Here is a 13,651-nt window from a genome sequence, read left to right as displayed (position 1 = left end):
GTCCCTACAGGCGCATCCGGCTCATGAAACCAACCCTTCCCCGCAGACCTCGCTGGCGCAGCCTCGCCCTGCTGGCCCTGTGTCTGGCGCCGCTGTTGTGGCCGCTGGAACATCTGGCCGAGCGCTATTACCGCAGCGAACTGGCCGGGCAGAACCGTCAGACCCTCGACCTGTACGTCGCCAACCTGCTGGGCACCCTGCACCGCTATGAAGTGTTGCCGCAGATCCTCGGCGACCTGCCGGCGCTGCGCTCGGTCCTCGGCGCGCCGGACGACGGCGTCAGCCAAGGCAATGCCAATCGTCTGCTGAAGAACATCGCTGCGCAGACCGGCGCCGAAGTCATGTACCTGATGGACACCAGCGGCCAGACGCTGGCAGCGTCGAATTGGGACAAGCACGACAGTTTTGTCGGTCGCAACTTCTCCTTCCGCCCGTATTTCAGTGAAGCCATGGCCGGACGCCTGGGACGCTTTTTCGGTCTCGGCACGACGTCGGCCAAGCGCGGTTATTTCTTCGCCGCTGCCGTGCGCAACGGCGAAAAAATCATCGGTGTGCTGGTGATCAAGGTCGACCTCGACCACACCGAAAGCCTATGGGGCAAAACCCCGGAACAACTGCTCGTAACCGACCACAACGGTGTGGTCATCCTCACCTCGCGCCCGGAATGGCGCTTTCGCTCGACCCGTAACTTGAGCGACGGCGAACGCTCAGCGATCACCGCCATCCAGCCTTACCCGACCCGTGAGCCACGTCCATTGAACCTCAGCCCCAGCGCTTGGCTGATCCAGACCCACGACATCGCCGAAACCGGCTGGAGTGTCAGCATCCTCGCCCCGCGCACGCTGATCGACCGTCCGGTGCGCACCGTGGTCGCCATCGGCGGCGCCACGCTGCTGGTGGTGATGCTGTTGCTCGGTCTGCTGATGCAGCGCCGTCGGCATTATCTGGAACGCATCGCGTTCGAGGCCAAGGCACGCCGTGAACTGGAAGGCCGCGTGGCGGAACGCACCAGCGACCTCGAAGGCCTCAACCGACGTTTGAAAGAAGAGGTGCTGGAGCGTGAACAGGCTCAGCAGGAGCTGGTGCGCGCCCAGGATGACTTGGTTCAGGCCGGCAAGCTGTCGGCGCTGGGGACCATGTCAGCGAGCATCAGCCACGAACTCAATCAGCCGCTGGCAGCGATCCGCAGCTACGCGGAAAACGCCGAGGTGTTGCTCGATCATCAGCGCACCGACGACGCTCGCGGCAACCTCAAACTGATCAGCGAACTGACCGGGCGCATGGCCTCGATCATCGCCCATCTGCGCGCCTTTGCCCGCCGTGATCGCCACGCCCCGGAAAGCGTTGCCCTGCAACCGGCGCTCGACGATGCCCTTGCCCTGCTGGCCAAGCGTCGCCGCAGCATGGAGGTGGAGCTGATCCGCGATCTGCCGGCCGCCACTCTGTGGGTCGAGGCTGGAGAAACGCGCCTGCGTCAGGTGCTCGGCAACCTGCTGGCCAACGCCCTCGACGCGCTCACCGAGAAAGGTCCGCCGCGCAAACTCTGGCTGAGTGCCGAATCCACCGCCGAGGGCGTCAATCTGTACATTCGCGACAACGGCCCGGGCTTTTGCATGGAAGCCCTCGGCCGCGCCAGCGAGCCCTTCTACACCACCAAGACCCGCACTCAGGGCTTGGGTTTGGGGCTGGCAATCTGTGAAACGCTGATGCGCGCCTTCGGTGGTGAACTGTCGTTTGCCAACCACAAGCAAGGTGGCGCCTTGATTACCCTGCGGCTGCGCGCCGGTGCGCCCGGGGTCAGCCTGCAACCGTCCGAGGATCGAAGTGCATGACCATCGACAATCGCATTCAGGTGGTGTTGATCGACGACGATCCGCACCTGCGTCAGGCCCTCGGCCAGACACTGGATCTGGCCGGCCTGAAAATTCTGCCGCTGTCCGAAGCCAAGGGCCTGGCCGCACAGCTGGAGCGTGACTGGCCGGGTGTGGTGGTCAGCGATATCCGCATGCCGGGCATGGATGGCCTCGAATTGTTGAGCGAATTGCACGCGCAGGATCCCGAACTGCCGGTGCTGCTGATCACCGGCCACGGTGACGTGCCGCTGGCGGTCCAAGCCATGCGTGCCGGCGCTTATGACTTTCTCGAAAAACCTTTCGCCAGCGACGCGCTGCTCGACAGCGTGCGTCGCGCGCTGGCCCTGCGCCGTCTGGTGCTGGACAACCGCAGCCTGCGACTGGCCCTGAGCGACCGCAATGAACTGAGCGCGCGGCTGGTCGGTCACTCAACGCCCATGCTGCGCTTGCGTGAGCAGATCGGTGCACTGGCCGCGACCAAGGCTGACGTGCTGATCCTCGGCGAGACCGGCGCAGGCAAAGAAGTGGTCGCCCGTGCGCTGCACGATTTATCCAGCCGTCGAAACGGCCCGTTCGTAGCGATCAACGCTGGCGCCCTGGCCGAATCCGTGGTGGAAAGTGAACTGTTCGGTCACGAACCCGGCGCGTTTACCGGCGCGCAAAAACGGCGGATCGGCAAGTTCGAATTCGCCAACGGCGGCACGCTGTTTCTCGATGAAATAGAAAGCATGAGTATGGATGTGCAGGTGAAGCTGCTGCGCATGCTGCAGGAGCGCGTGGTCGAACGACTGGGTGGTAATCAACTGATCCCGCTGGACATCCGCGTGATTGCCGCGACCAAGGAAGACCTGCGCCAAGCCGCTGATCAGGGCCGCTTCCGCGCCGACTTGTATTACCGCCTCAACGTTGCGCCGCTGCGCATTCCGCCACTGCGTGAGCGTGGCGAAGATGCGTTGGTGCTGTTCCAGCATTACGCCGATGAAGCCAGCGCTCGCCACGGTTTGCCGCCCCACGAGTTGCAACCGGCGCAACGCGCCTTGCTGCTGCGCCACACTTGGCCGGGCAACGTACGTGAACTGCAGAATGCCGCCGAACGTTTCGCCCTTGGCCTGGAACTGGCGCTGGATAACGCTGGCGCCGAAGGCGGTGGCAGCACCACGGTCGAGGTCATCAATGGCGGGCTCAGCGAGCAGGTGGAAAACTTCGAGAAGTCGTTGATCGCCGCCGAACTGGCGCGCTCGCACAGTTCGGTGCGCAGCCTCGCCGAAGCCTTGGGTATTCCGCGCAAGACCCTGCATGACAAGTTGCGCAAGCATGGCCTCAACTTTGGCGATAGCAGCCATGGGGACGAGAACGAATGAGCACAGACACTCGCTATCTGGAGTCGGTCCTGCATCACGACATCCCGCTGACCCGGGACATGGGCCTTAAGGTGCTCGACTGGCGCGAGCAGCAATTGAGTCTGCATTTACCGCTTGATCCGAACGTCAATCACAAGAGCACCATGTTCGGCGGCAGCCTTTACTGCGGCGCGGTGCTGGCCGGTTGGGGCTGGTTGCATCTGCGTCTGAAAGAAGAAGGAATCACCGACGGGCACATTGTGATTCAGGAGGGGCAGATCAGTTACCCGCTGCCGGTCACTGGAGATGCCGTGGCGATTTGCCCGGCGCCGGATTCAGCGGTGTGGAAGAAGTTTCTGGCGATGTATCGGCGTTATGGGCGGGCGCGGTTGATGCTACAAACGCGCATCGTCAATCAGGGCAGCGAAGAAGATGCCGTGACATTTACCGGGCAGTATGTTTTGCACCGCTGAAGATCAACAGCCCCTCATCGGAACGCCGCCCGCCTAACCCTCTCCCAGAGGGAGAGGGAACTGACCGAAGTGTCTTGCGTTATACATCGACCTGAAAGATCGCAGCGATTACGGATTCAGCAAAGCTCGACCAGGTCGGCGATGCTCTCAAATATCCTGCGGTCGGCTCCCTCTCCTGGGGGAGAGGGCTGGGGTGAGGGGGATTACGGATCAGCCCACTTAACCGCGAGCCAACTCCAACAATCTGGAACGCCAGGCCGCCTTCGCCGGCAGCGCCAAAAAGAACTCATTGCGCAGCGATTCCCGCGCCGGATAACTGAACGCTTCCCCGCGCAGATCCAACACTTCTCCGCCCGCACCTTCCAGCACACCCTGCGCCGCCGCCGTGTCCCACTGTGAAGTCGGCGCCAGTCGTGGATAGCAATCCGCTGCGCCTTCCGCCAGCAGGCAAAATTTCAGCGAGCTACCAATGTTCGCCAATTGCAACTCACCCAGAGTTGCACTCAGCCCGGCCAGCAGACGCTCCTGTTCGGGACTTGAATGCCGTCGGCTGGCCACTACGGTAAACGCCTCTCCCGGCCCCGGCACATCACGCACCTGAATCGCAACCGGCGTGCCGTCCTTGTCGCAGCGCCACGCCCCAAGCCCGGCGCCGCCGACATAGAAGCGACCATTGGTCGGCATCGACACCACACCAAACACGACACGACCGTTTTCAATCAACGCGATGTTGACGGTGAATTCTTCACTGCCGCTGATGAACTCCTTGGTGCCATCCAGCGGGTCCACCAACCACCAGCGCTGCCAGCCGGCGCGCACGCTCTGGGCGATGTCGGCGTCTTCTTCCGACAACACTGGAATGCTCGGATCCAGCGCCGTCAGCCCGGCGACAATCAAGTGGTGTGCGGCCAGATCCGCCGCTGTCACCGGCGAGTCATCGGACTTGGCCGTGACTTCAACGCCGGCGCGCCAGAACGGCAAAATCGCCTCGCCGGCCTGCAATGCCAGCTCAACGACTGGCGCCATCAACGGGTGGGGCAACTTCATAGACATCTCACTCATGCTGGAAAGAACCCGCGCTGGGTCAGCAGATCGCGGGTCAGGTACAGCGCTGCCAATGCGCGACCTTCGGAGAATTGAGGATTGAGCGCCAGCGACGACAATTCGCGCAGGTTCACCTTATCGACACGCATCGGCTCAGGCTCATCGCCTTCCAGACGCTCCTCGTACAAATCAGTGGCGAGGACAACCTGAATCTTCTGGCTCATGTAACCGGGCGACAGCGACAACTCAGTCAGATGCTCCAGTTGCCGCGCGCCAAAACCGGCTTCTTCCTTCAGCTCACGCTCGGCTGCCGCCAGTACATCTTCGCCCGGTTCGATCAAACCTTTAGGCAAGGACAGTTCGTACTCATCGGTACCGCCGCAGTATTCCTCGACCAGCACCGCGTGCTCAGCATCCAGCATCGCCACGATCATCACTGCGCCGTAGCCCGCACCTTTGCCGACCAGACGCTCGTAAGTACGCTCCACGCCGTTGGAAAAGCGCAACTGGAGTTCTTCGACGCAAAACAGACGACTGGTGGCGACGATCTCGCGGGCAAGTACGGTGGGTTTCTGGCGCATGCAAAGCTCCTTGGCGTGAACGCGCTACTATAACGCGGCTTTCCCGATTGTTTACGTCGGATATCTTTCTACCGCTCGAGACGTTGCCATGCCTTCATTACCGTGGTCCGACATCGATACCGTTCTGCTGGACATGGACGGCACGCTGCTGGATCTGCACTTCGACAATCATTTCTGGCTGGAACACCTGCCCCAGCGTTACGCCGAACTGCACGGGATCAGCCGGGCCATGGCCGAGATGGAATTGCAGCCGCTGTTCGAACGCCATGCCGGTCAGTTGCAATGGTATTGCCTGGATTTCTGGAGTGCCGAACTGAAGTTGTCGGTGCGGGAATTGAAGCTGGAAACCGCGCACCTGATCGCCCTGCGGCCGGATGCCGATACGTTTCTTGCAGCGATCAAGCGCGCCGGCAAACGGGTGGTCATGATCACCAATGCACACCGCGACTCACTGTCGCTGAAGCTTGAGCGAATCGAACTGGCGCCGTATTTCGAACGGCTGATCAGCTCGCATGATTACGGGTTTCCCAAGGAGAACCCGCAGTTCTGGGATGCCTTGCAGGCGGACATCGGCTTCGATCCGGCGCGCAGTCTGTTTATCGACGATACCTTGCCGATTCTGCGCAGTGCGCGGGATTTTGGTGTCGCGCATTTGTTGGCGGTGAAAGAACCGGACAGCCGCAAGGGGCCGAAGGACACGGCTGAGTTTGCGGCGGTTGAGGATTATCGCAGTTTGATTGCAGGGCTTTGATCTTTGTAGGGGCTGCCGAAGGCTGCGATCGTTTGATCTTGTTTGGAAAAATCAAAATCAAAAGATCGCAGCCTTCGGCAGCTCCTACAGAGGTGTTGTTTTACTCAGGAATACGCAGAGTCTGCCCCGGATAGATCTTGTCCGGATGCGACAGCAGCGGCTTGTTGGCCTCGAAGATCTTGTTGTACTGGTTGGCGTTGCCATACACAGCGAGGGAAATCGCGCTGAGGGTGTCGCCTTTTTTCACCACAACAAATTTTGCTGCAGCCACCACCGGCCCGCTCACGGTGATCTGATCATCCACGCTGCCAACCCCGGCAATATTGCCCACCGCCAGCAGAATCTTCTCTTTCTCTTCCTGACTCGCAACCTCACCGGTGACGGTCACTTTGTCGCCATCCACCGTCGCCTGCACATTCGGATTGCCCAGACCGACCTTGCTGATGTGTTCCTTCAACTGTTCACTGGCATTGGCGTTGCCCGGGGTCAGCAGATCTAGCAGCTTTTCACCGGCTTCTTTCACAAAGCTCAAAAGACTCATAGCGCACACTCCTTGATTTGGGTTCCAGACGTCCAAGCCTAGACCACGACGGACAAACCCGGTTCCAAGCCGACCAATGACCCTGCCGCCGCGCAAGCGGTAGAATCGCCCCCCCCTGCCAGCGCCTGGAGCGAAGATGGACATCAAGCAGCTGAAATTCCTCATCGCCCTCGACGAAACCCGCCACTTCGGCCAGGCCGCCGCGCGTTGTCATATCACCCAGCCAACCCTGTCGATGCGCCTGCGCAGCCTTGAAGAAGAACTCGATCTGCCACTGGTCAACCGTGGTCAGCGCTTCGAAGGCTTCACCGCACCGGGCGAACGCGTGCTGGCGTGGGCACGGTCGGTCATGGCGGCTTATGACGGCTTGCACGCCGAAGCGGCAGCGTGTCGCGGGAACCTCATCGGTACGCTGCGACTCGGCGTGGTGCCGCTGTCGAGTTTCGATCCGCTGCCGTTGATGCAACGCCTGCACAGCGCCCACCCGAATCTGCGTTTTGAAATGTCGGCGCTGAGTTCCGAGCAAATCCTTGAGCATTTGGCGAACAACCGAATCGACCTCGGCGTGTCTTATCTCGAGCGTCTGGATCACGAACGTTTCGAATCACTGGCATTCGACGAAACCCGCATGGGCCTGCTGTACGACCAGCGCACCTTTACCTTCGGTGAAGCCCCGCTTAGCTGGGAATCACTGATCGAACTGCCGCTGGGCATGCTTACCAGCGGCATGCACTTTCGCCAGTCCATCGACCACAACTTCCACAGCCGTGGTCTGACCCCGCAACCCTTGCTGCAAACCGACGCCGTGCATCAATTGTTACAAGCAGTACACGGCGGCTTTTGCTGCGCGATCATGCCGCTGGACGGCGGCCTGGAAAAACTCACCGACCACCTGCGTCTGCAACCCATCGAAAAGGCCCAGACCCTCGCGCCGCTGGGGCTGATCATGCGCCGTGGCGCCCCGCGTTCAGCGCTGGCCGAGGCCTGTTTCGCGCTGTATCGAGAATCACCAACAGCCTCTTGATCGACGGCATCTATCGATAGATCGACAGTAGCGATTAGACGCGACAAGTTGCCGCGCCTAGTCTTAACGTTGATCAAACCGTCGGTGATGCCATGAACGCCAAGCGCCCAGCCTGCGCGGCGCCTGCACTTGAAACGCCCGCGCCTGCCGCCAGCCAGACCTACAGTTACAGCGATTTACCCCGTGAGGAATCGGCCAGCACCGCGCTGGCCGAGGAAGTCGCGTTGGCGATCGCCTACAACGGCATCAGTCAGGCAGTGATGCTGGTGACACCGACCGACCTTGAAGACTTCATCGTCGGCTTCAGCCTCGGCAGCGGCATCATCGAAGACGCCACCGATATCTACGACCTGCAACTGACAGGGGCCGGCTCAGCGCAATACGCGCAAGTGACCATCGCCAATCGCGCGTTCTGGAACCTCAAGCAACAGCGCCGGCAAATGGCGGGTACCAGTGGTTGCGGATTGTGCGGTGTTGAAGCGGTGGAGCAGGCGTTGCCCGATCTCAAGGTGTTGCCCGGTGCGCCGCTGCCGCCGATCGAATGGCTCGACGGTTTGCGCCAGCGCATCGGTGCGTTCCAGCCGCTCGGTCAGCATTGCGGCGCGGTGCATGCGGCGGTGTTCATGAACGCCAGCGGCGAATTGCTGCTCGGGCGCGAAGACATCGGCCGGCACAACGCCCTCGACAAGCTGATCGGCGGGCTGATCCGCCAGAAGATATCCACAGAAGGCGGACTGGCGATTGTCACCAGCCGTTGCAGTCTCGAATTGATCCAGAAAGTCTTGCGTGCCGGCATCCAGACCCTGGTCAGCCTGTCCGCGCCCACCGGCCTTGCCGCGCAGTGGGCCCGTCGACACAACCTCAATCTCATCCACCTGCCGCAGAAAAGTGCGCCGCGGGTGTATAGCCCCGCGATGGAGAATCAAGCGTGAGCCAACATCATCAAGCCGACCAGAAACCTGTCCCGCGCTACAAGCCTTACAAAGGTGCCGCCGGCGGCTGGGGTGCCCTGATCAGTGTGGCTCAGGCCTGGTTGACCAGCGACAACGCCCTGAAAAACCTGCGCATGATGCTCAAGACCAACCAGAACGGCGGCTTCGACTGCCCGGGTTGCGCCTGGGGTGATTCGCCGGAAAGTGGCATGGTCAAGTTCTGCGAAAACGGCGCCAAAGCAGTGAACTGGGAAGCGACCAAGCGTCGCGTGGACGCCAAGTTCTTCGCCAAGCACAGCGTCACTTCGTTGCTGGAGCAGAGCGACTATTGGCTGGAATATCAGGGTCGTCTGACTGAGCCGATGGTCTACGACGCCGAAACCGATCGCTACAAGCCGATCAGTTGGGACGACGCTTACACGCTGATCGCCAAACACCTGCAAAGCCTGCCGAGCCCGGACCTGGCCGAGTTCTACACCTCGGGTCGCGCCAGCAACGAAGCGGCGTATCTGTATCAACTGTTCGTGCGCGCCTACGGCACCAACAACTTCCCTGACTGCTCGAACATGTGCCACGAGGCCAGCGGTGTGGCGTTGGCGCAAAGCGTTGGCGTCGGTAAAGGCACCGTGACCTTCGACGATTTCGAACACGCCGACGCGATTTTCGTCTGGGGCCAGAACCCGGGTACCAACCACCCGCGCATGCTCGAACCACTGCGTGAAGCGGTGAAGCGCGGTGCACAAGTGGTATGCATCAACCCGTTGAAAGAGCGTGGCCTGGAGCGTTTCCAGCATCCGCAACACCCGATCGAAATGCTCACCAACGGTGACAAGCCGACCAACACCGCCTATTTCCGCCCGGCCCTCGGTGGCGACATGGCGCTGCTGCGCGGCATGGCCAAGTTCCTCCTGCAGTGGGAGCGCGACGCGCAGAAGGCTGGCAAACCTGCCGTGTTCGATCACGACTTCCTCAATGCCCACAGCGCCAACGTGCTGGAGTATCTCGGCGTGGTCGATGACACACCGTGGGAACAGATCGTCGAGCAATCCGGCCTGACTCTTGTCGAGATCGAGCAAGCCGCGCGCATGTACGCCAAAGGCAAGAACGTGATCATGTGCTGGGCGATGGGCATCACCCAGCATCGCCACTCGGTACCGACCATCCAGGAAATCGCCAACCTGATGCTGCTGCGCGGCAACATCGGCAAACCGGGCGCAGGCCTGTGCCCGGTGCGCGGCCACAGTAACGTGCAGGGCGACCGTACGATGGGCATCAACGAGCGTCCGCCGGTGGCGTTCCTCGATTCGCTGGAGCGTCGCTTCCAGTTCAAGGTGCCGCGCCACAACGGCCACAACGTGGTCGAGGCGATCCACGCGATGGCCGAAGGGCGCGCCAAAGTCTTCATCGGTCTGGGCGGTAACTTCGCCCAAGCCACGCCGGACAGTCCGCGCACGTTCGCGGCGCTGAGCAATTGCGACCTGACCGTGCAGATCAGCACCAAACTCAACCGCAGCCATCTGGCTCACGGCAAGGACGCGCTGATCCTGCCGTGCCTCGGTCGTACCGACATCGACATCCAGACTGAGGGCCCGCAAGCGGTCACCGTGGAAGACTCGTTCAGCATGGTTCACGCCTCCAACGGTCAGTTGCAGCCGCTGTCGAACCAGATGCGCTCGGAGCCGTCGATCATTGCCGGCATCGCTGCCGCCACACTGGGCAGCAAACCGGTGGACTGGAACTGGCTGGTGGCGGATTACGGGCGCATACGCGAACTGATCGCCGACACCATTCCCAACTTCAAAGAATTCAACGAGAAGATCAAAAACCCGGGCGGTTTCTACCTCGGCAACAGCGCCGGCGCACGCAAGTGGAACACGCCATCGGGCCGGGCCAACTTCCGCGCGAACATGCTGCCGAAAGATCTGGTGCACGAACGTACCCGCGCCACCGGGCAACTGCCGGATCTGATCCTGCAATCGATGCGCTCCCACGATCAGTACAACACGACGATTTATGGTCTCGATGACCGTTATCGCGGAGTGAAGGGCCAGCGCGATGTGCTGTTCGCCAACGAGGCCGACATTATTCGTCTGGGCTTCCGGCCGGGGCAGAAGGCTGACATTGTTTCGATATGGGACGATGGTCGTGAGCGTCGGGTGAAGGGCTTCACCTTGCTGGCGTTTGATATTCCGGCCGGTCAGGCGGCGGCGTATTACCCGGAAGTGAATCCGCTGGTGCCGCTGGAGAGCACCGGGGATGGCAGCCATACGCCGACGTCGAAGTTCATTGCGATTCGCCTGGAAGCGGCGAGTGAGACCGGGTTGATCATGGCCAAGTCCGCTTAACGCGGCGCTTGAATCGGCCCCTTCGCGAGCAGGCTCGCTCCCACATTGGAATGCAGTGCAAATGTGGGAGCGAGCCTGCTCGCGAAGGCGGTGGGACATTCAATACATTTCTTCCAGCTCGCACTTTTCAACCGCCCACAAAAAAGGCCGTTTTTTCACAAAAACGGCCTGTCCGAAGTAGCTAAAGACCGGCGAAAATCGCTTAAGTTCCGCATACAAAACAGTAACTTGCGAAATTGTATACAAGTCGTGTTATTCGTCGGATTTCGATTGTCACGCTTGTTACACGGCCTCAGGATCGGCGCCGTCATCCCTTTGAGGCTCCTCTATGAAGTTCTCCTCGATTCTCTTGTTGTCCCTTGGCCTGGTCAGTGGCTTCGCGTCTGCTGGCGGCACCACCGAAGCAGGTGTGGGCGGCGCATTGGGCGGGGTTCTTGGCTCGGTCGTCGGTCAGTCCTTAGGCGGCAATACAGGTTCCACCATTGGCGCAGCCTTGGGCGGCGCGGGTGGTAGTGCGGTCGGCGCCGACAAGCGCAGCCGTGGCGAAGCCGCCATCGGTGGTGCACTGGGCGCGGCCGGCGGTAACGTGGTCGGCCGTAGCATGGGCGGCACCACCGGCAGCCTGATCGGCTCCGCAGCAGGCGGCGGCGCCGGTGGCGCGCTGGGCAACTACATGGGCAACAAGAGCGATGACGACGATCGTCGTTACGACCGTCGCCATGATGATCGCCGCTACTATCGCGACGACCACCGTGGTCGCGGCCATGCCTATGGCCACCGCAAGCATCACAAGTACTATCGCCACCGTTAAGGCGAATGCTTGAACAAAAATCGCAGCCCGAGGGCTGCGATTTTTTTTGCCTTTGTTAAACCACCAGACGCTCGAGCGCCTCGCGCAAGCGGGCAGGAATTGGCACAGGTTGATTGCTCGCCCGATCAACGAACACATGCACGAAGCGCCCGGCTGCACAGGCTTCGCTTTCACCGACCTTGAACACCGCCAATTCGTACTGCACCGAACTGTTGCCCAACTTGCCGACCCGCAGACCAATCTCGATCAGGTCCGGAAACGCGATCGAAGCGAAGTAGTCACACGCTGAACTGACCACAAATCCCACCACCTCACCGTCATGAATATCCAGACCACCGACCTGAATCAGGTAGGTGTTCACCGCCGTGTCGAAGAAGCTGTAGTAGGTGACGTTGTTGACGTGACCGTAGGCGTCGTTGTCGTGCCAGCGCGTGGTGATGGGCTGGAAGTGTGGGTAGTCGGTGCGTTGTGGCATCGGGTTGGACATTGCTCAACAATCCCTGAAGTTAATGGGCGAGTCTAATTCAAAATCGCGCCGCACCCTTCGCGAGCAGGCTCGCTCCCACATTTGAAAGGCGCTCTCCTGTGGGAGCGAGCCTGCTCGCGAAGACGTCAGCACCGCCGCCAGACTTAACGATCTGCAAACCCCTTACCCTGCGCCGCCAACTCACCAATCAACCGCGCCGGTTTCCACTGATCGCCCTGCCGCGTCTCCAGCGCCAGCAAGCGCTGATGAATATCGGCCAGCCCTTGCTGATCCGCCCAAGCCATCGGCCCACCCTTGTCCGCCGGAAAGCCGTAGCCATTCAGATACACCAGGTCGATGTCGTGCGCCGACTCGGCAATGCCTTCCTGCAAAATCTTCGCGCCCTCGTTGACCAATGCCAGCAAACAACGCTCCAGAATCTCTTCAGGGCCGATCTCGCGGCGCTGGAAGCCCAACCCTTCGCTGATCTGCAACACCAGCGCATCGACCTCAGGATCATGCTCAGCCTGACGACTGCCCGGCTCGTAATGGTAATAACCGTTGCCGGACTTCTGCCCGAATCGCCCCATCTCGCACAAACGGTTATCCACCTGTACCTCAGGCGCATCTTGCCCCTTGCCGGCCAGCTCGCGTGCACGCCACTCCAGATCGATGCCGACCACGTCGTACATGCGAAACGGCCCCATGGCAAAACCAAAACCTTGCAGCGCCGCGTCGACCTGCTGTGGGTAAGCGCCTTCAAGCAACATCTTGCGCGCCTCCAGCACATACGGATGCAACATGCGATTGCCGATAAACCCGTGGCAATTGCCCGACACCACACTGACCTTGCCCATACGCTTGCCCAGCGCCAGCGCCGCTTCCAGTGCCGCCGGAGAAGTCTGCGCACCGCGCACGATTTCCAGCAGTTTCATGATGTGCGCCGGGCTGAAGAAATGCAGGCCCAGCACTTGCTCCGGGCGCCGGGTCGCCGCGGCAATCGCATCGATATCCAGCGCCGAGGTATTACTCGCCAACAATGCCTCTGGCTTGAGCAAGCCATCCAGCTCACGAAAGATCTTCTGCTTCAGCTCAAGATTTTCGTACACCGCTTCGATTACCAGATCGACATTGCGAATTGCCGCGTAATCCGCCGCCGCGCTGACCCGCGTCAAACGCGCATCCGCCTCGGCCTGATCAATCCGGCCCTGACGCACATTGTGTGCATAGGTTTCGGCCACGGTGGTGAGTGCCTGTTCAAGCATCTGTGGATTGTTATCCACCCACTGCACCGTCACGCCGGCATTGGCCAGGCACATGACAATGCCGCGCCCCATGGTGCCTGCGCCGATCACCGCAGCCTGCTGAATTTCGAAGGATGTCTGGTTCATGTTGTTCTCTTGTTGGCGATCCAAAGACTGGTCTCACCATAGTCAGCCAACGACGTTTTTTGAAGTTTATTACCGTGATGATCGACATTCAGCGGATGG

At 60.9% G+C, this 13,651-nt stretch carries 13 protein-coding genes; 8 read left to right on the top strand and 5 right to left on the bottom strand.

The annotated features are described in order from the left end of the window. Positions 1 to 23: 23 nt before the first annotated feature. Genes ACWR1S_RS15225 through ACWR1S_RS15215 form a run of 3 tightly spaced genes read left to right on the top strand, consistent with a single transcriptional unit; the run spans position 24 to position 3,666 of the window. On the top strand, positions 24 to 1,832 hold the full coding sequence (locus ACWR1S_RS15225) for a sensor histidine kinase (protein WP_454564076.1): 1,809 nt from the start codon (positions 24 to 26) through the stop codon (positions 1,830 to 1,832). Continuing rightward, complete coding sequence (locus ACWR1S_RS15220) at positions 1,829 to 3,214, top strand: sigma-54-dependent transcriptional regulator (RefSeq protein ID WP_454564075.1); 1,386 nt, start codon at positions 1,829 to 1,831, stop codon at positions 3,212 to 3,214. Before ACWR1S_RS15225 ends, ACWR1S_RS15220 begins: the two co-directional genes overlap by 4 nt. Next, positions 3,211 to 3,666, top strand: coding sequence for a YiiD C-terminal domain-containing protein (locus ACWR1S_RS15215; RefSeq protein WP_454564074.1), 456 nt, complete (start codon positions 3,211 to 3,213; stop codon positions 3,664 to 3,666). The genes ACWR1S_RS15220 and ACWR1S_RS15215 overlap by 4 nt, the downstream gene beginning before the upstream one ends. A gap of 219 nt (positions 3,667 to 3,885) precedes the next feature. Here ACWR1S_RS15215 and cysQ read toward each other — a convergent pair whose 3' ends face one another. Both cysQ and nudE read right to left on the bottom strand, forming a co-directional pair. Continuing rightward, a complete protein-coding gene (gene cysQ / locus ACWR1S_RS15210) occupies positions 3,886 to 4,713 on the bottom strand; it encodes a 3'(2'),5'-bisphosphate nucleotidase CysQ (RefSeq protein ID WP_454564073.1) in 828 nt (275 codons plus the stop codon). A gap of 11 nt (positions 4,714 to 4,724) precedes the next feature. Continuing rightward, entirely contained in the window at positions 4,725 to 5,291 is a 567-nt protein-coding gene (gene nudE, locus ACWR1S_RS15205) for an ADP compounds hydrolase NudE (RefSeq protein WP_454564072.1), read from the bottom strand. Positions 5,292 to 5,379: 88 nt separating this feature from the next. On the opposite strand from nudE, the gene yrfG reads away from it, so the two are divergent. Next, complete coding sequence (yrfG, locus tag ACWR1S_RS15200; RefSeq protein ID WP_454564071.1) at positions 5,380 to 6,042, top strand: GMP/IMP nucleotidase; 663 nt, start codon at positions 5,380 to 5,382, stop codon at positions 6,040 to 6,042. Between the two features lie 100 nt (positions 6,043 to 6,142). Here the strand turns inward: yrfG and lysM are convergent, their stop codons facing one another. Next, the gene (gene lysM / locus ACWR1S_RS15195; RefSeq protein ID WP_454564070.1) at positions 6,143 to 6,583 is read right to left on the bottom strand and encodes a peptidoglycan-binding protein LysM; all 441 of its coding nucleotides are present in this window, start codon (positions 6,581 to 6,583) and stop codon (positions 6,143 to 6,145) included. A gap of 136 nt (positions 6,584 to 6,719) precedes the next feature. On the opposite strand from lysM, the gene ACWR1S_RS15190 reads away from it, so the two are divergent. From ACWR1S_RS15190 to ACWR1S_RS15175, 4 genes are all read left to right on the top strand, one after another. Beyond that, positions 6,720 to 7,607 (top strand): LysR family transcriptional regulator, encoded by an 888-nt coding sequence (locus tag ACWR1S_RS15190; RefSeq protein WP_454564069.1) that lies wholly within the window; start codon positions 6,720 to 6,722, stop codon positions 7,605 to 7,607. A gap of 92 nt (positions 7,608 to 7,699) precedes the next feature. Beyond that, a complete protein-coding gene (fdhD, locus tag ACWR1S_RS15185; RefSeq protein WP_454564068.1) occupies positions 7,700 to 8,539 on the top strand; it encodes a formate dehydrogenase accessory sulfurtransferase FdhD in 840 nt (279 codons plus the stop codon). Further along, positions 8,536 to 10,884, top strand: coding sequence for an FdhF/YdeP family oxidoreductase (locus ACWR1S_RS15180; RefSeq protein WP_454564067.1), 2,349 nt, complete (start codon positions 8,536 to 8,538; stop codon positions 10,882 to 10,884). Before fdhD ends, ACWR1S_RS15180 begins: the two co-directional genes overlap by 4 nt. A gap of 328 nt (positions 10,885 to 11,212) precedes the next feature. Next, positions 11,213 to 11,695 carry a glycine zipper domain-containing protein gene (locus tag ACWR1S_RS15175; protein WP_016986401.1) on the top strand — a complete coding sequence of 161 codons (483 nt, stop codon included), beginning with the start codon at positions 11,213 to 11,215 and terminating at the stop codon, positions 11,693 to 11,695. Between the two features lie 55 nt (positions 11,696 to 11,750). Here ACWR1S_RS15175 and ACWR1S_RS15170 read toward each other — a convergent pair whose 3' ends face one another. Next, positions 11,751 to 12,182: an acyl-CoA thioesterase gene (locus ACWR1S_RS15170; protein WP_454564066.1), complete on the bottom strand. Its 432-nt coding sequence runs from the start codon at positions 12,180 to 12,182 to the stop codon at positions 11,751 to 11,753. Between the two features lie 143 nt (positions 12,183 to 12,325). After that, positions 12,326 to 13,552 carry a 3-hydroxyacyl-CoA dehydrogenase NAD-binding domain-containing protein gene (locus tag ACWR1S_RS15165; protein ID WP_454564065.1) on the bottom strand — a complete coding sequence of 409 codons (1,227 nt, stop codon included), beginning with the start codon at positions 13,550 to 13,552 and terminating at the stop codon, positions 12,326 to 12,328. Positions 13,553 to 13,651: the final 99 nt, after the last annotated feature.

This window comes from Pseudomonas sp. AIG (genome assembly GCF_977020205.1).
The sequence above is the reverse complement of the archived record's forward strand: the minus strand, read 5'-3'. Positions and strand labels throughout refer to the sequence as shown.